33 protein-coding genes are annotated in these 19,910 nt (G+C 39.2%); 32 read left to right on the forward strand and 1 reads right to left on the reverse strand.

Annotation, left to right across the window (positions count from 1 at the left end):
* Positions 1–12 precede the first annotated feature (12 nt).
* The 32 genes from fusA (at position 13) to eno (ending at position 18,833) form a co-directional block, all read left to right on the forward strand.
* The gene (gene fusA / locus AC0UMU_RS03915; RefSeq protein WP_009318497.1) at positions 13–2,136 is read left to right on the forward strand and encodes an elongation factor G; all 2,124 of its coding nucleotides are present in this window, start codon (positions 13–15) and stop codon (positions 2,134–2,136) included.
* 85 nt (positions 2,137–2,221) lie between these two features.
* Positions 2,222–2,527 (forward strand): 30S ribosomal protein S10, encoded by a 306-nt coding sequence (gene rpsJ, locus AC0UMU_RS03920; protein ID WP_021929244.1) that lies wholly within the window; start codon positions 2,222–2,224, stop codon positions 2,525–2,527.
* Between the two features lie 18 nt (positions 2,528–2,545).
* Entirely contained in the window at positions 2,546–3,163 is a 618-nt protein-coding gene (gene rplC / locus AC0UMU_RS03925) for a 50S ribosomal protein L3 (RefSeq protein WP_009318499.1), read from the forward strand.
* A complete protein-coding gene (gene rplD, locus AC0UMU_RS03930; RefSeq protein ID WP_473979870.1) occupies positions 3,163–3,783 on the forward strand; it encodes a 50S ribosomal protein L4 in 621 nt (206 codons plus the stop codon). The genes rplC and rplD overlap by 1 nt, the downstream gene beginning before the upstream one ends.
* An 18-nt stretch (positions 3,784–3,801) precedes the next feature.
* A complete protein-coding gene (gene rplW / locus AC0UMU_RS03935) occupies positions 3,802–4,092 on the forward strand; it encodes a 50S ribosomal protein L23 (protein WP_009318501.1) in 291 nt (96 codons plus the stop codon).
* A 7-nt stretch (positions 4,093–4,099) separates the two neighbouring features.
* A complete protein-coding gene (gene rplB / locus AC0UMU_RS03940) occupies positions 4,100–4,924 on the forward strand; it encodes a 50S ribosomal protein L2 (RefSeq protein ID WP_009318502.1) in 825 nt (274 codons plus the stop codon).
* Positions 4,925–4,943: 19 nt separating this feature from the next.
* Positions 4,944–5,213, forward strand: coding sequence for a 30S ribosomal protein S19 (gene rpsS / locus AC0UMU_RS03945; protein WP_009318503.1), 270 nt, complete (start codon positions 4,944–4,946; stop codon positions 5,211–5,213).
* A 47-nt stretch (positions 5,214–5,260) separates the two neighbouring features.
* Entirely contained in the window at positions 5,261–5,671 is a 411-nt protein-coding gene (gene rplV / locus AC0UMU_RS03950) for a 50S ribosomal protein L22 (RefSeq protein ID WP_009318504.1), read from the forward strand.
* Positions 5,672–5,676: 5 nt separating this feature from the next.
* Positions 5,677–6,408: a 30S ribosomal protein S3 gene (gene rpsC, locus AC0UMU_RS03955; protein ID WP_009318505.1), complete on the forward strand. Its 732-nt coding sequence runs from the start codon at positions 5,677–5,679 to the stop codon at positions 6,406–6,408.
* Positions 6,409–6,428: 20 nt separating this feature from the next.
* Positions 6,429–6,860 (forward strand): 50S ribosomal protein L16, encoded by a 432-nt coding sequence (gene rplP, locus AC0UMU_RS03960; RefSeq protein WP_009318506.1) that lies wholly within the window; start codon positions 6,429–6,431, stop codon positions 6,858–6,860.
* A 7-nt stretch (positions 6,861–6,867) separates the two neighbouring features.
* Positions 6,868–7,065, forward strand: a complete 198-nt coding sequence (gene rpmC / locus AC0UMU_RS03965) for a 50S ribosomal protein L29 (RefSeq protein ID WP_270213975.1) — start codon at positions 6,868–6,870, stop codon at positions 7,063–7,065.
* Positions 7,066–7,078: 13 nt separating this feature from the next.
* Positions 7,079–7,336, forward strand: coding sequence for a 30S ribosomal protein S17 (rpsQ, locus tag AC0UMU_RS03970; RefSeq protein ID WP_009318508.1), 258 nt, complete (start codon positions 7,079–7,081; stop codon positions 7,334–7,336).
* Positions 7,337–7,338: 2 nt separating this feature from the next.
* Positions 7,339–7,704: a 50S ribosomal protein L14 gene (rplN, locus tag AC0UMU_RS03975; RefSeq protein WP_009318509.1), complete on the forward strand. Its 366-nt coding sequence runs from the start codon at positions 7,339–7,341 to the stop codon at positions 7,702–7,704.
* 20 nt (positions 7,705–7,724) lie between these two features.
* Entirely contained in the window at positions 7,725–8,045 is a 321-nt protein-coding gene (rplX, locus tag AC0UMU_RS03980; protein WP_009318510.1) for a 50S ribosomal protein L24, read from the forward strand.
* On the forward strand, positions 8,045–8,602 hold the full coding sequence (gene rplE / locus AC0UMU_RS03985; protein ID WP_009318511.1) for a 50S ribosomal protein L5: 558 nt from the start codon (positions 8,045–8,047) through the stop codon (positions 8,600–8,602). The genes rplX and rplE overlap by 1 nt, the downstream gene beginning before the upstream one ends.
* Before the next feature lie 3 nt (positions 8,603–8,605).
* Complete coding sequence (gene rpsN, locus AC0UMU_RS03990) at positions 8,606–8,875, forward strand: 30S ribosomal protein S14 (RefSeq protein ID WP_009318512.1); 270 nt, start codon at positions 8,606–8,608, stop codon at positions 8,873–8,875.
* A gap of 58 nt (positions 8,876–8,933) precedes the next feature.
* On the forward strand, positions 8,934–9,329 hold the full coding sequence (gene rpsH, locus AC0UMU_RS03995; RefSeq protein WP_009318513.1) for a 30S ribosomal protein S8: 396 nt from the start codon (positions 8,934–8,936) through the stop codon (positions 9,327–9,329).
* 14 nt (positions 9,330–9,343) lie between these two features.
* Positions 9,344–9,898, forward strand: coding sequence for a 50S ribosomal protein L6 (gene rplF, locus AC0UMU_RS04000; protein WP_278715249.1), 555 nt, complete (start codon positions 9,344–9,346; stop codon positions 9,896–9,898).
* 21 nt (positions 9,899–9,919) lie between these two features.
* Complete coding sequence (rplR, locus tag AC0UMU_RS04005) at positions 9,920–10,261, forward strand: 50S ribosomal protein L18 (RefSeq protein WP_009318515.1); 342 nt, start codon at positions 9,920–9,922, stop codon at positions 10,259–10,261.
* 5 nt (positions 10,262–10,266) lie between these two features.
* On the forward strand, positions 10,267–10,785 hold the full coding sequence (gene rpsE, locus AC0UMU_RS04010; RefSeq protein WP_009318516.1) for a 30S ribosomal protein S5: 519 nt from the start codon (positions 10,267–10,269) through the stop codon (positions 10,783–10,785).
* A gap of 15 nt (positions 10,786–10,800) precedes the next feature.
* Entirely contained in the window at positions 10,801–10,974 is a 174-nt protein-coding gene (gene rpmD, locus AC0UMU_RS04015) for a 50S ribosomal protein L30 (RefSeq protein ID WP_009318517.1), read from the forward strand.
* 27 nt (positions 10,975–11,001) lie between these two features.
* Entirely contained in the window at positions 11,002–11,448 is a 447-nt protein-coding gene (rplO, locus tag AC0UMU_RS04020; RefSeq protein ID WP_278715253.1) for a 50S ribosomal protein L15, read from the forward strand.
* Positions 11,449–11,452: 4 nt separating this feature from the next.
* Positions 11,453–12,784, forward strand: a complete 1,332-nt coding sequence (gene secY, locus AC0UMU_RS04025; RefSeq protein WP_009318519.1) for a preprotein translocase subunit SecY — start codon at positions 11,453–11,455, stop codon at positions 12,782–12,784.
* A 22-nt stretch (positions 12,785–12,806) separates the two neighbouring features.
* Positions 12,807–13,589, forward strand: a complete 783-nt coding sequence (map, locus tag AC0UMU_RS04030; protein ID WP_022601536.1) for a type I methionyl aminopeptidase — start codon at positions 12,807–12,809, stop codon at positions 13,587–13,589.
* Positions 13,590–13,598: 9 nt separating this feature from the next.
* A complete protein-coding gene (gene infA / locus AC0UMU_RS04035; RefSeq protein ID WP_009318521.1) occupies positions 13,599–13,817 on the forward strand; it encodes a translation initiation factor IF-1 in 219 nt (72 codons plus the stop codon).
* A gap of 11 nt (positions 13,818–13,828) precedes the next feature.
* Positions 13,829–13,945 carry a type B 50S ribosomal protein L36 gene (gene ykgO / locus AC0UMU_RS04040; protein ID WP_009318522.1) on the forward strand — a complete coding sequence of 39 codons (117 nt, stop codon included), beginning with the start codon at positions 13,829–13,831 and terminating at the stop codon, positions 13,943–13,945.
* Positions 13,946–13,978: 33 nt separating this feature from the next.
* Positions 13,979–14,359: a 30S ribosomal protein S13 gene (rpsM, locus tag AC0UMU_RS04045; RefSeq protein ID WP_022601535.1), complete on the forward strand. Its 381-nt coding sequence runs from the start codon at positions 13,979–13,981 to the stop codon at positions 14,357–14,359.
* Positions 14,360–14,368: 9 nt separating this feature from the next.
* Complete coding sequence (gene rpsK / locus AC0UMU_RS04050; protein ID WP_009318524.1) at positions 14,369–14,758, forward strand: 30S ribosomal protein S11; 390 nt, start codon at positions 14,369–14,371, stop codon at positions 14,756–14,758.
* 119 nt (positions 14,759–14,877) lie between these two features.
* Positions 14,878–15,483, forward strand: coding sequence for a 30S ribosomal protein S4 (gene rpsD / locus AC0UMU_RS04055; RefSeq protein WP_009318525.1), 606 nt, complete (start codon positions 14,878–14,880; stop codon positions 15,481–15,483).
* Positions 15,484–15,494: 11 nt separating this feature from the next.
* On the forward strand, positions 15,495–16,487 hold the full coding sequence (locus tag AC0UMU_RS04060; protein ID WP_009318526.1) for a DNA-directed RNA polymerase subunit alpha: 993 nt from the start codon (positions 15,495–15,497) through the stop codon (positions 16,485–16,487).
* Positions 16,488–16,491: 4 nt separating this feature from the next.
* On the forward strand, positions 16,492–16,998 hold the full coding sequence (gene rplQ / locus AC0UMU_RS04065) for a 50S ribosomal protein L17 (protein WP_278714554.1): 507 nt from the start codon (positions 16,492–16,494) through the stop codon (positions 16,996–16,998).
* Positions 16,999–17,549: 551 nt separating this feature from the next.
* Entirely contained in the window at positions 17,550–18,833 is a 1,284-nt protein-coding gene (gene eno / locus AC0UMU_RS04070; protein WP_022390842.1) for a phosphopyruvate hydratase, read from the forward strand.
* Between the two features lie 37 nt (positions 18,834–18,870).
* Here eno and AC0UMU_RS04075 read toward each other — a convergent pair whose 3' ends face one another.
* On the reverse strand, positions 18,871–19,746 hold the full coding sequence (locus tag AC0UMU_RS04075; protein ID WP_022390841.1) for an N-acetylmuramoyl-L-alanine amidase-like domain-containing protein: 876 nt from the start codon (positions 19,744–19,746) through the stop codon (positions 18,871–18,873).
* Between the last annotated feature and the right edge of the window lie 164 nt (positions 19,747–19,910).

Consider the following 19,910-nt stretch of genomic DNA (forward strand, 5'->3'; position numbering starts at 1 on the left):
AGGAATACAACGATGGCAAAAGCTGATGAATTATTGAAATATACCAGAAATATTGGTATTATGGCACATATCGATGCCGGAAAGACTACGACTTCTGAACGTATTCTTTTCTATACCGGATTGACTCATAAAATCGGTGAGGTACATGACGGGGCAGCGACAATGGACTGGATGGAGCAGGAGCAGGAACGAGGTATTACGATTACCTCTGCTGCGACTACTACATGGTGGAATTATGCTGGAGATAAATTTAAGATAAACCTGATCGATACTCCGGGGCACGTGGATTTTACCGCAGAGGTAGAACGTTCGCTTCGTATATTGGATGGAGCTGTTGCTGCATTTTGTGCTGTAGGTGGTGTTGAGCCTCAGTCTGAAACAGTATGGCGTCAGGCTGATAAATATAATGTTCCGCGTATCGGTTATGTGAATAAAATGGACCGCTCAGGGGCAAACTTCTTTGAAGTAGTGCGTCAATTGAAAGATGTGCTCGGTGCAAACCCTTGCCCGATTGTTATTCCTATTGGAGCGGAAGAAACATTCAAGGGATTGATCGACCTGATCACTATGAAGGCTATTTATTGGCATGATGAGACGATGGGGGCGGATTTCAGCATTGAAGAAATTCCGGCAAGTTTAAAAGAAGAGGCTGAAGAATGGCGTGAAAAGATGCTTGAGAAGGCTGCGGAATGTGATGATGCATTGATGGAAAAATTCTTTGATGATCCTACTACGATTACGGAAGACGAAATACGTGCTGCTATCCGTAAAGGTACTTTGGCAATGCAAATCGTTCCGATGCTTTGTGGGTCTTCTTTCAAGAATAAAGGAGTTCAAACTTTGTTGAATGCCGTTTGTGCTTATTTGCCGAGTCCTGTAGATACGCCGGCTATCATTGGTCATGATCCTAATGATCCGGATAAAGAAATTTCAAGAAAACCGTCTTCAGAAGAACCGATGGCTGCTTTGGCGTTCAAAATAGCTGTCGATCCGTATGTGGGACGTCTTTGTTTCTTCCGTGTTTATTCTGGAGAAATCCCGGCCGGATCGTATGTGTTGAATACTCGTTCGGGTAAAAAAGAACGTGTATCTCGTTTGTTCCAGATGCATTCTAATAAACAAAATCCTAAGGACGTTATCGGTTGTGGTGATATCGGCGCCGGCGTTGGTTTTAAAGATATCCGTACCGGTGATACTCTATGTGCAGAAGATGCTCCGATTGTTCTTGAATCTATGGATTTCCCTGATCCGGTTATCGGTATTGCTGTTGAGCCTAAGACTCAAAAGGATATGGATAAACTTAGTCTCGGTTTGCAGAAATTGGCAGAAGAGGATCCAACCTTTACTGTTAAGTCTGATGAGGAAACAGGCCAGACGGTTATTAGTGGTATGGGTGAACTTCATCTTGATATTATCATTGATCGTCTGAAACGTGAATTCAAAGTTGAGTGTAATCAAGGTCGTCCTCAGGTATCCTATAAAGAAGCTATTACTCAACCGGTTGAGCTTCGCGAAGTTTATAAAAAGCAAACGGGTGGACGTGGTAAATTTGCTGATATTATCGTTCGTGTTGAACCTGCAGATCCTGATTTTGAAGGAAGTTTGCAGTTTGTCGATGAAGTGAAAGGTGGTAATATCCCCAAAGAATTCATCCCTTCTATCCAGAAAGGTTTTACTACGGCAATGAGAAATGGTGTATTGGCCGGATATCCGCTGGATCAGTTGAAGGTTACTGTAATCGACGGATCTTTCCATCCTGTCGATTCTGACCAGTTATCATTCGAGGTTTGTGCTATTCAAGCGTTTAAAAAAGCGTGTGAAAAAGCAAAACCCGTGTTGCTCGAGCCGATTATGAAGATCGAAGTTGTGACTCCGGAAGAAAGCATGGGTGATGTGATCTCTGACTTGAACAAGCGTCGTGGTCAGGTAGAGGGAATGGAATCAAGCCGTTCAGGTGCTCGTATCGTGAAAGCGAAAGCTCCTTTGGCAGAAATGTTCGGATATGTGACTTCTTTACGTACGATTACCTCAGGACGTGCAACATCTACTATGACGTTCTCTCATTATGCAGAGGTCAGCACAGCAATTGCAAAACAAGTATTGACTGAAGCTCAAGGACGCGTAGATTTATTATAAGATAATAAAAAAAGTAGCAGGTTAGCGAATGACTCTTAACCTGCTGCTTAATATGTTTTTAATTTTTCAAATCAATAAAACACGAATGAGTCAAAAAATTAGAATTAAATTGAAATCTTATGATCATAACTTGGTCGATAAATCGGCTGAGAAGATCGTAAAGACTGTGAAAGCAAGCGGGGCCGTTGTAAGCGGGCCTATACCTTTGCCTACACACAAACGTATTTTCACTGTAAACCGTTCGACTTTTGTCAATAAAAAGTCGAGAGAGCAGTTTGAATTGTCTTCTTACAAAAGACTGATCGATATTTACAGTTCTACTGCAAAGACTGTAGATGCATTGATGAAATTGGAATTGCCGAGCGGTGTAGAAGTAGAAATTAAAGTGTAATTTTTTAATTAAAGAGAAATGCCAGGATTATTAGGAAAAAAAATCGGAATGACATCCGTTTTCAGTGCTGATGGAAAAAATGTTCCATGCACTGTTATCGAAGTGGGTCCTTGTGTAGTTACTCAGATTAAAACTGTTGAAGTTGACGGTTATGAAGCTGTTCAGGTAGGTTTTGAAGATAAGAAAGAAAAACATACCAATAAACCAGAAATGGGACACTTCAAAAAGGCCGGAGTAACCCCCAAGAGACACTTGGCCGAGTTCAAGGGTTTTGAGACAGAGTACAAATTGGGAGATGTTATTTCTATCGATTTGTTCGCAGAAGATGATTTTGTCGATGTAGTCGGAACTTCGAAAGGAAAAGGTTACCAAGGTGTTGTAAAACGTCATGGTTTTGGAGGTGTTGGCCAAACAACTCATGGTCAGCATAACCGTTTGCGTGCTCCGGGTTCTATCGGTGCATGTTCTTATCCTGCCCGTGTGTTCAAAGGAACTCGTATGGCTGGTCAAACAGGTAATGAGAGAGTAACTGTACAAAACCTGCAAGTGTTAAAGGTAATACCAGAACATAATCTTTTGATGATCAAGGGTTCTGTACCGGGATGTAAAGGTTCAATCGTAATAATAGAAAAGTAATGGAACTGAGCGTATATAACATAAAAGGTGAAGATACAGGAAAAAAGGTTACGTTGAACGATGCTGTCTTCGGCATTGACGTTAACGAACATGCCATATACCTGGATGTGAAGCAGTTCATGGCTAATAAACGTCAGGGAACTCATAAATCTAAAGAGAGAAGCGAAATCTCGGGAAGTACCCGTAAATTGAAAAAACAAAAAGGTACTGGTGGTGCTCGTTCTGGAGATATCAATTCTCCGGTAATGGTAGGTGGTGCCCGTGTTTTCGGTCCGAAACCGAGAGATTATAGTTTCAAATTGAATAAAAAAGTGAAGGCTTTGGCTCGTAAATCGGCTTTGTCGTTGAAAGCTCAAGACAATGCTATTGTCGTGGTAGAAGACTTCTCTTTCGAAGCTCCTAAAACAAAAGAATTTGTTAGCGTTGCTAAAAACTTGCAACTTGCTGATAAAAAGTTGCTTTTAGTTTTAGCAGACCAAAATAAAAACATATATTTGTCAGCTCGTAATGTCGTGAAGGCAAAAGTTGTAACAGTTTCTGAACTAAACACTTACAAAGTACTTGATTGTGCAAGTCTTGTTTTGACCGAAAGTTCAGTTGCTGCTATTAATAATTTTTAATGTAAAGGAGGCGAAATAATGGCAATTATTATTAAACCGATTGTTACAGAAAAGATGACTGCTATGGCTGATAAGTTGAATCGCTATGGCTTTGCAGTTTGTCCGGATGCCAATAAACAGCAAATTAAAAAAGCTGTTGAGGAAATGTATAATGTAACAGTTGTGGATGTAAATACAATGAACCACAAAGGCAAGAAGAAAAGCCGTTACACAAAAGCTGGTTTGATCGTAGGTAGAACTGCGTCATACAAAAAGGCCTTGGTTACATTGAAAGAAGGTGAATCGATTGATTTTTATAGCAATATTTAATTAAAAAATGGCAGTACGTAAATTAAAGCCCACAACACCGGGGCAGAGACACAAAATTATTGGTGCATTTGATAAAATCACTGCTAGTGCGCCAGAAAAGTCTCTTGTAGTTGGTTTCAGAAAATCGGGTGGACGTAACAACGAAGGTCATCTTACGATGCGTTATATCGGTGGCGGACACAAACGGAAGTACAGGATTATCGATTTCAAGAGAAATAAAGACGGTGTACCGGCAACTGTAAAAAGTATTGAATACGATCCGAACCGTTCGTCTCGTATCGCATTGCTTTATTATGTTGACGGTGAAAAACGCTACATTATTGCACCTAATGGTCTTGAAGTAGGCGCGACGGTTATGTCAGGTGATACTGCAGCTCCCGAGGTAGGAAATGCTTTGCCTTTGCAAAATATTCCTATCGGTACTGTAATTCACAACATCGAACTTCGTCCGGGTCAAGGAGCTGCATTGGTTCGTTCGGCCGGCGTTTTCGCTCAGTTGACTTCGCGAGAAGGAAAGTATGCAATTATCAAATTACCTTCTGGAGAGACGAGAAAGATCCTCTCTACATGTAAGGCTACGATTGGTAGTGTAGGTAACTCAGACCATGCATTGGAAAGATCAGGTAAAGCCGGTCGTTCTCGCTGGTTGGGTCGTCGTCCTCGTAACCGAGGTGTTTCTATGAACCCTGTCGATCACCCGATGGGTGGTGGTGAAGGTCGTTCATCAGGAGGACATCCGAGATCACGTAAAGGCTTATATGCAAAGGGCCTGAAGACGAGAGCTCCGAAGAAGCACTCTTCAAAGTATATTATTGAAAGAAGGAAAAAGTAATCTGATTAATTAAGCAACTATGAGTCGTTCGTTGAAAAAAGGCCCATATATCAGTGTGAAACTGGAAAAGAAAGTTTCGGCTATGGAAGAATCCGGCAAAAAGTCTGTTATCAAGACTTGGTCGAGAGCTTCTATGATTTCTCCGGATTTTGTAGGACATACTTTCGCAGTTCACAATGGTAATAAATTTATTCCCGTGTATGTTACTGAAAACATGGTAGGACACAAGTTAGGTGAATTTGCACCTACTCGTAATTTCCGTGGTCATGGTGGTAACAAAAAGAAATAAGGGTCAGTCGGGAATTTGAGAATTTCAAATAAAAAACAGAATTAAAAATGGGTGCAAGAAAAAAAATATCAGCCGATAAAAGAAAAGAAGCCCTGAAAACAAAGTACTTTGCTAAATTGAACAATGTACCTACTTCGCCCCGTAAAATGCGTTTGGTTGCAGATATGGTGAGAGGCATGGAGGTATTTAAGGCTTTAGGAGTACTGAAGTTTTCTTCTAAAGAAGCTTCTGCAAGACTGGAAAAATTATTGCGTTCTGCTATTGCTAACTGGGAGCAGAAGAATGAACGCAAAGCTGAAAGCGGAGAGCTTTACATTTCAGAAATCTACGTGGATTCTGCTGCAATGCTGAAAAGACTTCGTCCTGCTCCTCAAGGTAGAGGATATAGAATTCGTAAGCGTTCGAACCACGTAACTTTGTTTGTTGACACAATGAGTAAAAACGATAACCAAATTTAAGCAGGATGGGACAGAAAGTAAATCCGATAAGTAACCGTTTAGGAATCATCCGTGGATGGGATTCTAACTGGTATGGCGGCAAAAATTATGGAGACACGTTGTTGGAAGACAGCAAAATCCGTAAATATTTGAATGCCCGTCTTGCAAAAGCAAGTGTATCACGTATTGTGATAGAACGTACATTGAAATTGATCACTATAACCGTGTGCACAGCACGTCCGGGTATCATCATCGGTAAAGGCGGTCAGGAAGTTGATAAACTGAAAGAAGAGCTGAAAAAGATTACCGATAAAGATGTTCAGATCAATATCTATGAAGTGAAGAGGCCTGAATTGGACGCAACGATCGTTGCTAGTAACATCGCTCGCCAGATAGAAGGCAAGATCGCTTATCGCCGTGCCGTTAAAATGGCTATTGCCTCTACCATGCGTATGGGTGCAGAAGGTATCAAAGTCCAAGTTTCCGGCCGTTTGAATGGAGCAGAAATGGCGCGTTCCGAAATGTATAAAGAAGGACGTACTCCTTTGCATACATTGCGTGCCGATATCGATTATGCTCTGGTAGAAGCTCTCACTAAAGTGGGGTTGATCGGTGTTAAGGTTTGGATTTGCCGTGGAGAAATTTACGGAAAGAAAGATCTTGCTCCTTCATTTACCAGCTCGAAAGAGACTCGCGGTAATAATGGCGGTGGCATGGGAGCTAAAAAAGGCTTCAAAAAACAAAAAAGTAATCGTTAAACGAATTGAATTAACAGAAGATGTTACAACCGAAGAAGACAAAATTCAGAAGACAACAGAAAGGGCGTATGAAAGGTTACGCTCAGCGAGGTAATCAGTTGGCCTTCGGTTCTTTTGGTATAAAATGTTTGCAATCGAAATGGATAACCGGACGTCAGATAGAAGCTGCACGTATTGCTGTTACCCGTTATATGCAGCGTCAAGGTCAAATCTGGATCAGAATATTTCCGGATAAGCCTATTACCAAAAAACCGGCTGAGGTGCGTATGGGTAAAGGTAAAGGTTCGCCCGAAGGTTTCGTGGCTCCTGTAACTCCGGGAAGAATCCTTATCGAAGTTGAAGGAGTACCTTTTGATGTTGCTAAAGAAGCGTTGCGTTTGGCAGCACAAAAGCTTCCTGTGACTACGAAGTTTATTGTTCGTCGTGACTACGATGCTAATCAAAATGCGTAATTAAGTTATGAAAATTGCAGAAATTAGAGAATTAAGTACCAAGGAATTGGCAGAAAGAATCGAAGCAGAAGCTGTGGCTTTGAACCGGATGGAGATTAATCACAGTATTTCTCCTTTGGATAATCCTGCACAAATAAAACTTACTCGCAGGATGATTGCGCGCATGAAAGGTGAGTTGCGCCAGAGAGAACTTAACAAACAATAACCAATTGAGCCTGATGGAAACAAGAAACTTAAGAAAAGAAAGAGTCGGGGTGGTTACCAGTAACAAAATGGATAAAACCATTACTGTTGCCGTTAAATGGAAAGAAAAACACCCTATTTATGGTAAATTCGTAAATAAAACGAAAAAATACCATGCTCATGACGAAAAGAACGAGTGCAACATTGGTGATACTGTGAAGTTGATGGAAACTCGCCCTTTGAGCAAAATGAAAAGATGGAGATTAGTTGAAATAATCGAAAGAGCTAAGTAATTATGATACAACAAGAGTCAAGACTTACAGTCGCAGATAACAGCGGCGCTAAAGAAGCACTTTGTATCCGTGTATTGGGAGGAACAGGAAGACGTTACGCATCGGTAGGTGATATTATCGTTGTTGCTGTTAAAAGCGTAGTTCCCTCGAGCGACATTAAGAAAGGTGCCGTATCTAAAGCAGTTATCGTGCGTACTAAAAAGGAGATCCGTCGTCAAGATGGTTCTTATATTCGTTTCGACGATAACGCGTGTGTATTGTTGAATGGGGCTGGTGAGATCAGAGGTAGTCGTATTTTCGGACCGGTGGCGAGAGAATTGCGTGCAACCAATATGAAAATCGTTTCATTAGCACCTGAAGTACTTTAATAGTATAAAAAAGAGAATTAATGAGTAAATTACACATTAAAAAAGGCGATACAGTGTACGTTAATGCCGGTGAAGACAAGGGTAAAACCGGTCGGGTATTGCGCGTTCTTGTGAAAGAAAACCGTGCTGTCGTAGAAGGTATCAATATGGTGTCGAAGCATACCAAGCCTAATGCCAAGAATCCTCAGGGAGGTATAGTAAAAATGGAAGCCCCCATTCATATTTCGAATTTGAACTTACTTGATCCGAAGAGCAATAAAGCGACTCGTATCGGTCGTCGGGTAAACGAAGCGGGTGTTTTAGTGCGTTATTCTAAAAAATCAGGAGAGGAGATTAAGTAATGAGCAATACTGCAAATCTTAAAAACGATTATAAAGAAAGAATCGTCCCCATTTTGATGAAGGATTTCAATTACAGTTCTGTTATGCAGGTTCCGGTTTTGAAAAAAATCGTGATTAACCAAGGTTTAGGACAAGCTGTTGCTGATAAGAAAATCATTGAAACTGCAATTGCCGAATTGACTGCAATTACGGGACAGAAGGCTATAGCTACTCTTTCTCGCAAAGATATCTCGAATTTTAAATTGCGTAAAAAAATGCCTATCGGGGTGATGGTGACTTTGCGCCGTGAGAAGATGTATGAATTCTTGGAACGTCTCGTTCGTGTGGCTTTGCCTCGTATTCGTGACTTTAAAGGTATTGAGGGAAAACTCGACGGTAGAGGTAATTATACACTCGGAATTCAGGAACAAATTATTTTCCCTGAAATAAATATCGATAGTATTAGCAAAATTCTGGGAATGAATATTACCTTTGTAACTTCTGCTCAGACAGATGAAGAAGGTTATGCTTTATTGAAAGAATTCGGCTTACCTTTTAAAAACGCAAAAAAGAACTAAGATATGGCAAAAGAATCAATGAAGGCCCGTGAAGTGAAGAGAGCTAAACTGGTTGCCAAATATGCTGCAAAGAAAGCTCAGCTTAAGGCTGAAGGCAACTATGAAGCACTTCAATTACTGCCTAAAAATGCTTCTCGCGTACGTTTACATAATCGTTGTAAATTGACCGGACGTCCCAAAGGATATATGCGTCAGTTTGGAATTTCTCGTATTCAGTTCCGTGAAATGGCATCAGCAGGTTTAATTCCGGGTGTTAAAAAAGCAAGCTGGTAATTATTTTTTAGTGTTAAATATTGTCCGGATGTCCGGATCAATTTAAACAATCATTTTTATGACAGATCCAATAGCAGATTATCTTACAAGATTGAGAAATGCGATTAAGGCTCAGCACAGAGTTGTTGAAGTTCCTGCCTCAAACTTGAAAAAAGAAATCACGAAAATCCTTTTTGATAAAGGTTACATTCTTAATTATAAGTTTGTAGAAGATGGTCCTCAAGGTTCAATTAAGATAGCTTTGAAATATGACCCGGTAAATAAAGTAAACGCAATCAAGAAACTTGTTCGAGTTTCTACTCCCGGTTTGCGTCAGTACACAGGTTATAAAGATATGCCCCGCGTATTGAACGGTTTGGGTATAGCAATTCTTTCTACCTCTAAAGGTGTAATGACAGATAAAGAAGCCAGGGAGTTGATGATTGGTGGTGAAGTAATGTGTTATATCTATTAAAAAGGAGGTTTATTATGTCAAGAATAGGAAAATTGCCCATAAATATACCTTCAGGTGTAACAGTTACTGTTAATGGAGACCAAGTTAATGTTAAGGGCCCGAAAGGAGAATTGTCGCAAGTTATTACTGGTGGAATTACTGTAACAACAGCCGACGGACAAGTCGTTGTCAGCAGACCTAGCGATGATAAAGAACACCGAGCTTTACACGGATTGTATCGTGCTTTGATCCACAATATGGTAGTAGGAGTATCGGAAGGATACAAAAAAGAGTTGGAATTGGTAGGAGTGGGTTACCGTGCTGCCAATAATGGCCAGGTTCTAGACCTATCATTAGGTTACTCTCATAGTATTTATTTGAAATTACCGAAAGAGATCAAAATTGAGACCAAGTCTGAGAGAAATAAAAACCCGTTGATTATTCTCGAATCTTGCGATAAGCAACTGATCGGACAAGTATGTGCCAAGATCCGTTCTTTCCGCAAGCCTGAACCTTATAAAGGTAAAGGTATTAAATTCGTTGGTGAGGTGATCCGTAGAAAATCGGGTAAATCGGCTGGTGCTAAATAATTCACGTAAATTGGTATTATCATGACAACGAAGATAGAAAGAAGAATAAAGATTAAAACCCGCATACGTGGTAAAATTTCAGGTACAGCAGAATGTCCTCGTATGACTGTTTTTAGAAGTAATAAACAAATATATGTGCAACTTATCGATGACTTGGCTGGCAAGACAATTGCCTCTGCTTCTTCAAAAGGTCTTGAAGGCGGAGCCAAGAAAGAGTTGGCTGCGCAAGTTGGTCAGCTGATCGCTAAGAAAGCACAAGAAGCAGGTGTTACTTCAGTCGTATTTGATCGTAACGGTTACCTGTATCATGGACGAGTTAAAGAGTTAGCAGATGCTGCACGTAACAGTGGACTTAAATTTTAATGAACATGACAGGAAAAAATAATAGAGTAAAGTCAACTAACGACTTAGAGTTGAAAGACAGATTAGTAGCTATCAACCGTGTGACAAAAGTTACAAAAGGTGGACGTACTTTCAGTTTCTCTGCTATTGTTGTAGTAGGTAATGAAGACGGCATCGTTGGTTGGGGACTAGGAAAAGCCAGTGAAGTAACTGCTGCTATTGCTAAAGGTGTGGAAGCTGCAAAGAAGAACTTAATTCAAGTCCCTGTTCGTAAAGGTACTATTCCTCATGAACAATTGGCTAAGTTTAGTGGAGCATTAGTATATTTGAAACCTGCATCTCACGGTACTGGAGTGAAAGCCGGTGGTGCTATGCGTGCTGTACTTGAGAGTGTTGGTATTACCGATGTGCTTGCTAAGTCAAAAGGCTCTTCAAATCCTCATAACTTGGTGAAAGCTACCATGGCGGCTTTGGGAGAATTAAGAGATGCTTGTACTGTAGCTCAAAATAGAGGTGTATCATTAGAAAAAGTGTTTAAAGGTTAATTTGGAGGTTGGATAATGAAAACTATCAAGATTAAACAAGTAAAAAGTAGAATTAAATGTCCTGCTGTTCAGAAAAGAACACTTGATGCACTGGGATTGAAAAAACTCAATCATGTTGTTGAACATACTGCGACTCCTCAAATCTTGGGAATGGTAGCAAAAGTGAAACATTTGGTTGTAGTAGAATAATTCATAGATTGATAAAAAATTAGCAATATGAACTTGAGTAATTTAAAACCTGCAGAAGGTTCTACAAAAACAAAAAAAAGAATTGGTCGTGGACCGGGTTCGGGTTTGGGTGGAACTTCTACAAGAGGTCATAAAGGTGCCAAATCAAGATCGGGATATAAAAAGAAAGTCGGTTTTGAAGGAGGACAAATGCCATTGCAACGTCGTGTCCCCAAATTTGGTTTTAAGAACATTAACCGTGTAGAATATAAAGCTATCAATCTTGAGACTCTCCAAGCTTTGGCAGAAGCTAAAAATTTGGAGAAAATCGGAATTGAAGCATTGGTTGAAGCCGGTTTTATTTCAGAAAATCAATTGGTTAAAATTCTTGGTAAAGGAGCAATTTCTGCAAAGTTGGAAGTAGAAGCTCACGCTTTCTCCAAATCGGCTGAAGCTGCTATCGTTGCCGTAGGTGGAACCGTAGTTAAACTCTAATCTCATGAGAGCAATAGAAACTATAAAAAACATATGGAAGATTGAGGATCTGAGAAATCGGATTCTCACTACCATTTTATTGGTTATGGTATACCGTGCGGGTACTTATGTGGTATTGCCGGGTATCGATCCGCAGTTCTTAACGCAGTTACAAGCCCAGACAAGAGGTGGTCTTATGGCATTGTTGGATATGTTTTCCGGAGGGGCGTTTTCTAATGCTTCTATCTTTGCCTTAGGTATTATGCCTTATATCTCGGCATCTATTGTAATACAGTTATTGGGTATGGCTTTACCCCATTTCCAGAAACTTCAGAGAGAAGGTGAGAGTGGTCGTCGTAAGCTGAATCAGTACACCCGTTATTTGACAGTTGCCATCCTTTTGATCCAGGGTCCGTCTTATTTGGTCAACCTTCGGGTACAAATGGCTGGTGCTTTCCCTGCGGACTTTTTCTTTATAGTTTCTTCTACAATCATTCTTGCCGCTGGCAGTATGTTTATAATGTGGCTGGGTGAACGTATTACCGACAAAGGTATCGGTAATGGTATTTCATTCATCATCTTGGTCGGAATTATAGCACGTCTTCCGCAAGCTCTTACGCAAGAATTTATTATGCGTACAGCTACTACATCCGGAGGTTTGGTGATGTTTTTGGCCGAGATCGTTTTCCTTTTGTTTGTGATTTCGGCATCTATCCTGTTAGTACAAGGTACTCGTAAAGTTCCTGTACAATATGCAAAACGTGTGGTTGGAAATAAACAATATGGAGGTGCAAGGCAGTATATTCCTTTAAAAGTGAATACTGCCGGTGTTATGCCTATTATTTTTGCACAGGCTATCATGTTTATTCCTATAACCTTGGTAGGCTTCTCTACTTCGAATGCAACTAGTGCATTCATGCGTTCTTTCATGACGAATACAGGGTTTTGGTATAATTTCGTGTTTGCGTTTTTAATCATAGTATTTACATATTTCTATACTGCTATTACGGTGCAGCCGAATCAGATGGCAGAAGATATGAAACGTAATAACGGATTTATTCCGGGAGTAAAACCGGGGAAAAGAACAGCAGAATACTTAGACTCTATCATGTCTCGTATTACATTGCCAGGTTCTATTTTTTTAGCGATTGTTGCTATTATGCCGGCTTTTGCTCAGATCATCGGAATCAGTGCTGAATTCTCACAATTCTTTGGAGGTACATCTTTGCTTATCCTTGTTGGTGTCGTTCTTGATACTTTGCAACAAATCGAAAGCCATTTGATGATGCGTCATTATGATGGACTTTTGAAATCGGGTAAGATTAAAGGTCGTTCGGGCTCGATTGCCGCATATTAAAGATTAGGAGTTTAAGACTAAAATGATTTATCTTAAAACAGACGAAGAAATAGAGTTGTTGCGTGAAAGTAATCTCTTGGTCGGAATGACATTGGGCGAATTGGCCAAATGGATTGCTCCGGGGATTACAACGCTGAAACTCGATAAGATTGCAGAAGAATTTATTCGTGATCATGGTGCTGTTCCCGGTTTTTTGGGGTATGGTGGTTTTCCGAATACGTTATGTGTTTCTGTTAATGAACAGATTGTTCATGGAATTCCGTCGAATTATGAACTTAAAGACGGAGATATCGTTTCTATAGATTGTGGAACGCTAAAGAACGGCTTTAACGGAGATTCTGCTTATACTTTCTGCGTAGGGGAGGTCGCTTATGATGTGAGGCGTTTATTAAAAACGACTAAAGAGTCTCTTTATTTGGGTATAGAGCAAGCTGTCGAAGGTAAACGTGTCGGAGATATAAGCAACGCTGTACAAACATATTGCGAGAAAAAAGGTTATTCGGTTGTCAGAGAGCTTTGTGGACATGGTGTCGGAAAGCGATTGCATGAAGATCCTGAAGTCCCTAATTATGGACGGCGAGGATGTGGCCCTTTATTAAAAAGTGGTATGGTCATTGCTATTGAACCGATGATTAATCTTGGATCGCGTAATATTGTTATCGAAAGAGATGGGTGGACTACTCGTACGCGGGACAGAAAACCTTCGGCTCATTTTGAGCATACGGTTGCTGTTCGGGAGGGAAAAGCTGATATTCTGTCGTCTTTTAAATATGTCGAAGAAGTTTTAGGCGAAAAATCAATTTAAAGTTAATATATGGCAAAACAGGCAGCAATAGAACAAGATGGAGTAATTGTAGAGGCATTGTCAAATGCAATGTTCAGAGTAGAATTGGAAAACGGACATGAAATTACGGCTCACATCTCAGGAAAAATGAGAATGCATTATATAAAAATCCTTCCCGGGGATAAAGTGAGAGTAGAAATGTCGCCCTATGATTTGTCAAAAGGAAGAATTGCTTTTAGATATAAATAATACAAAAAGATATGAAAGTAAGAGCATCATTGAAAAAGCGTACGCCAGATTGCAAGATCGTAAGAAGAAATGGCCGCTTGTATATTATTAACAAGAAAAATCCTAAGTATAAACAACGTCAAGGATAATTTATTATTTTTGCAAAATAATTTTTCTATTATATGGCTATAAGAATAGTTGGAGTAGACTTGCCGCAAAATAAAAGAGGCGAAATCGCGTTGACCTATATTTATGGAATAGGCCGTAGCGCGTCAAATACCATTTTGTCAAAAGCCGGTATTGATAAAGATATCAAAGTTAAAGATTGGACTGATGAACAGTCGGCTAAGGTTCGTGAAATTATCGGAGCGGAATACAAAGTTGAAGGAGATCTTCGTTCTGAAGTACAATTGAACATTAAGCGTCTTATGGATATCGGATGCTATCGTGGTATTCGTCATCGTAACGGCTTGCCTGTGAGAGGTCAAAGTACAAAAAATAATGCCCGTACACGTAAGGGTAGAAAGAAAACAGTTGCTAACAAGAAAAAAGCTACTAAATAATAAGTAAGTATGGCAAAAAAGACAGTCGCAGCAAAGAAAAGAAATGTAAAGGTCGATGCAGTCGGTCAAGCACATATTCATTCTTCGTTCAACAACATTATTGTATCGCTTGCCAATGGAGAAGGCCAAGTTATATCTTGGTCGTCTGCCGGTAAGATGGGATTCAGAGGATCAAAGAAAAACACTCCTTATGCCGCTCAAATGGCCGCTCAGGATTGTGCAAAAGTCGCTTTTGACCTCGGATTGAGAAAAGTAAAAGCTTATGTGAAAGGGCCGGGTAACGGCCGTGAATCTGCTATTCGTACTATTCACGGAGCAGGTATTGAAGTAACTGAAATTATTGATGTTACTCCGCTTCCGCATAATGGATGTCGTCCTCCTAAAAGAAGAAGAGTTTAATCTCTTTTTTAATTGAATTTGAATCTCGAATGGTGAATAGATTGCACTTTTTCTCCTCTCTGCAATCGCGGCTGCACCAATCCGGGTTCGTTAAACTATAAATTTTAAAAGATTTAGAAATGGCAAGATATACCGGACCTAAAACAAGAATTGCCCGTAAATTTGGTGAGGCTATTTTTGGACCAGACAAAGTATTGTCTAAAAAGAATTATCCTCCCGGACAGCATGGCGCAAATAAGAGAAGAAAAACTTCTGAATATGGTATTCAGCTTCGTGAGAAGCAAAAAGCTAAATATACTTATGGAGTATTGGAAAAACAATTCCGTAATTTATTTGAAAAGGCTTCTCGTACCAAAGGTATTAAAGGTGAAGTATTGTTGCAATTGCTCGAAGCAAGATTGGACAATGTAGTGTACCGTTTGGGTATGGCTCCTACGAGAGCTGCTGCTCGTCAGTTGGTGTCTCACAAACACATTATTGTCGATGGTAAAGTCGTAAATATTCCTTCTTTCTCGGTAAAACCGGGTCAAATCGTTGGTGTTCGTGAAAAAGCAAAATCTTTGGAAGTAATTGCTGATGCATTATCAGGATTTAATCACAGTAAATATCCTTGGATAGAGTGGGATGAAGCTTCAAAGAGCGGTAAATTCTTACATTTACCAGAGAGAGCAGATATTCCTGAAAACATCAAAGAACAGTTGATCGTAGAATTGTATTCTAAATAATAATTGATTCCATGGCGATATTAGCATTTCAAAAACCCGATAAAGTATTAATGTTGGAGGCGGACGCATTCTTCGGCAAGTTTGAATTTCGTCCGTTGGAGCCCGGTTATGGTGTTACGGTCGGTAATGCCCTACGCCGTATTCTCCTTTCTTCACTTGAAGGCTTTGCAATAACATCGATACGAATCGATGGTGTTGAACATGAGTTTTCAACAGTTCCTGGAGTAATCGAGGATGTAACCAATATCATCCTTAACCTGAAGAAGGTGAGATTTAAACAGATAGTGGAAGAAATCGAGAATGAAAAAGTAACGATTACTGTTTCGGGTTCGGAAGTGTTCAAAGCTGGAGACATTGGTAAATACCTTACTGGATTTGAAGTTCTCAATCCTGATTTGGTAATTTGTCACATGGATTCAAACGCGAGTTTCCAGATAGACATTACTATTAACAAAGGGCGTGGTTATGTTCCTGCTGAAGAAAATCGTAACCCGAATGATGAAGTTAATGTAATTCCTATCGATTCTATTTTTACTCCGATCCGGAATGTAAAATATACGATAGAGAACTTCCGCGTAGAACAGAAGACGGACTACGAGAAACTGGTATTGGAAATTACGACCGATGGATCGATCCATCCGAAAGATGCTTTGAAAGAAGCCGCTAAAATCCTTATTTATCATTTCATGTTATTCTCTGATGAGAAGATCACTTTGGAGACTACCGATGTTGATGGAAATGAAGAGTTTGATGAAGAAGTTCTGCACATGCGTCAGTTACTGAAGACCAAACTTGTCGATATGGATTTGTCGGTTCGTGCATTGAATTGCCTTAAATCCGCCGATGTTGAAACTTTAGGCGAATTAGTGGTATTCAATAAGACCGATTTATTGAAATTCAGAAATTTCGGGAAGAAATCTCTTACCGAATTGGACGAATTGTTGGCTAATCTGAACCTTTCGTTCGGAATGGACATCTCGAAGTATAAATTAGATAAAGAGTAAAACGATGAGACATAATAAAAAATTTAATCATTTAGGTCGTACGAAATCTCATAGAGACGCGTTATTGTCTAACATGGCCTGTTCTTTGATTAGCCATAAAAGAATTTTCACTACTTTGGCTAAGGCAAAGGCTTTGAGAATGTACGTCGAACCCCTTATCAATAGAGCAAAAGACGATACAACTGCTTCAAGACGAGTTGTATTCAGCTATCTTCAAAATAAAGAAGCTGTTACCGAGTTGTTTAAAGAAATCTCAACGAAGATTGCCGATCGTCCGGGTGGATATACTCGTATATTGAAGACCGGTAACCGTATTGGTGATAACGCCAAGATGTGTTTTATTGAACTCGTTGATTACAACGAAAATATGTTGAAAGAAAAAGCAGCCAAGAAAACTACGCGTACTCGTCGTTCTAAGAAAAGTGCGGCTGCAGCTCCTGCGACTGCCGAGACACCAGCTGAAGCACCTGCGGCAGAAGCTGCTGCAACTGAGACTCCGGCTGCTGAATAATAGAAATTTTATATTCTATATTGTAAAGCTCTGTGCATTTTCTGTACAGAGCTTTTTTTATAGTTATTTTTTTGAATAATTTTTTAGTGTGCTTTATAATGGCATATTCGGTTCGAATTTTTGTAGTTGAAGATAAAATAACCCGGATTTAGGTATTGGGGATATTTATTGTGTTGGGTTAAGAGCGAGTCTGAATTTTTCGTGAAAATGATACTTTCAGCTTTTGGGATTCTCTTTTCAGTTTGTTTTTTGTTTCAGTATGCCTTTATCTGGGTAAAGTAAAAAAGTAGTCTTGAAAATAGTTTTGAAAGAAGTCGGTGCAAAATTTAGACAAGCTTTATGGAATGTTTTGAGAATATATTATCATTCCTGCAATTGTTATTTGCAGTAATTTGAGTATAACTTCTAGAGTAAAATAATCTGCAATAATAGGGGAGGTAATAGTATAATTTCTTAAAGCATTCCTTTTTTTTATGTTTTTCAAAAACATATTATGAAAAAAAATTGTTTAATTGCATAATATAATTATATAACCTCAAAACATTAAGTGTATGAAAATTATTAAAATTACAGGTCGTGAGATCCTTGATTCTCGTGGAAATCCTACGGTAGAAGTAGATGTGTTGCTCGAGTCAGGAGTAATGGGACGTGCAGCAGTTCCTTCTGGTGCATCAACCGGTATCCATGAGGCATTAGAACTTCGTGATGCAGACAATAAAAGATATATGGGGAAGGGTGTATTGAAGGCTGTTGAAAATATTAATAAAAAAATCGCTCCTGTTCTTGTCGGTATGAGTGCATTAAATCAAATAGACATTGACCAGAAGCTGATAGAACTGGATGGTACGGAAACTAAATCGAAATTGGGAGCTAATGCGATTTTAGGAGTATCTTTGGCAGTTGCTAAAGCCGGGGCAGCCTATCTGGATTTGCCTTTGTACAGGTATATAGGTGGAGTAAACAGTTATGTGTTACCTGTTCCTATGATGAATATTATTAATGGTGGTTCACATTCTGATGCCCCAATCGCTTTTCAAGAGTTTATGATCCGTCCTGTCGGAGCTAATAGCTTTAGAGAAGGTTTGAGAATGGGGGCAGAAGTTTTTCATTCTCTTAAGAAAGTATTGCATGATAGAGGTTTGAGTACGGCTGTCGGAGATGAAGGAGGTTTTGCTCCTGCCTTGAATGGTACGGAAGATGCTATAGAAAGTATTTTGCAGGCAATAACAAAAGCGGGCTATCAACCCGGTAAAGACGTTACAATTGCATTGGATTGTGCCTCTTCTGAGTTTTATCATGATGGAATTTATGATTATACCAAATTTGAGGGGGCTAATGGCGCGAAACGTACTTCTCAACAACAGGCTGATTATTTGCAGGATTTGGTTGCTAAATATCCGATCGATTCCATTGAAGACGGAATGGCCGAGGAAGATTGGGACGGATGGCGTATTTTGACGGACGTGATTGGAGGGGTTTGTCAATTGGTGGGGGATGACCTTTTCGTGACCAATGTTGCATATCTAGAGAAAGGCATTCGTTTAGGTTGTGCTAATTCTATTTTGGTAAAAGTGAATCAGATCGGGACATTGACCGAGACATTAAGAGCGGTAGAGATGGCTCAACGTAATGGTTACACTGCGGTAATTTCACATCGTTCGGGAGAGACTGAAGATGCAACAATTGCAGATATCGCTGTTGCAATGAATGCCGGACAGATCAAAACCGGCTCGTTAAGTCGCTCCGATCGTATGGCAAAATATAATCAATTACTTCGTATAGAAGAAGAATTGGGAAGTTGTGCTGTTTATGGATATAAGCGAATAAAAGCTTAAAGGATATGATTAGTACAAAAGTCGATAAGATTTTTTCTTATCGACTTTTTGTATTTTCTATGATGCGTAGAACTCTTATACCGGATTGTGATTTATGTTGCTGTAATTGCTTATTTAGAGGGATACTTTCAATAATTACTTGTTTTTTGTTTAGGGATGCATGCAAAAGGTGGAGTTTGCCATTCACTCGATAAGCAAATCCTACGTGAGAAATATCTAATCCTTTTATCGATGTTGTAATAGCGATAATATCTCCATTATGTATTTGGCTGATGTTATGTGAATTCAAACTGTCTTTAGGAATATATCGTACAGTCATATTGCTTAATAGCTTTTCAGTATTTTTGATTTCTTTCAAAAAAAATGCATTTTCTGTTAATGGAGTATATTTGTCGGCATGAGAAGACATGAAGTTTATCGACTGTTTTTGTATTAAACTTCCTTCTTTGGGAGTTACTTCTTTAATAATACCTTTTTGTATATTGTTTTGTATCCAATCACTAAAGTAGTGTAGTCTTGAGGGATATTCATTAATAATACCATTTCGATAGCGGATTTTTTGAAGATTGGAACAATAATCTCCGAAAGAGTATGTATTATTTTGTACAGAAAGAATCAATGCTGTTACAGTTTCTACAAATGTCGTACAATCCATTTCTCTTAAATTTACGACAAGTTGCTCTTTCCCCTTCTTTTCCAATGTCTTGCTTACGTAAGGTGTTCCTATAAATAAATTCCCGATTTGTACAACCTGCTTTTCAACAGAAGATAAAGATCGTTTATTTGTGAATTGTTTTAAAAGACTTTCTGTTAGAATACTGTCTTTTGTAGTGTATAAGGTGTTTATTTCTTGGGCTTGCAGATAAAAAATGGAATATCCTGTAAAAAAAATATATAAAAGGAATTTATTCATAATTGAGTGTCGTTTCATTTTTTACAAATATACTTCTTTCTTGTTATATGACATTTGAATTATTTATTCATTTGCACTTGATTGGACGTGAAGATGATCTCAGTTTTATGTAGCTTTTTATTCAAAAAAGTTTTGTGTATAATTGAGTTATTTGCAGGCAGTTA

It is taken from the genome of Coprobacter fastidiosus, assembly GCF_982245605.1.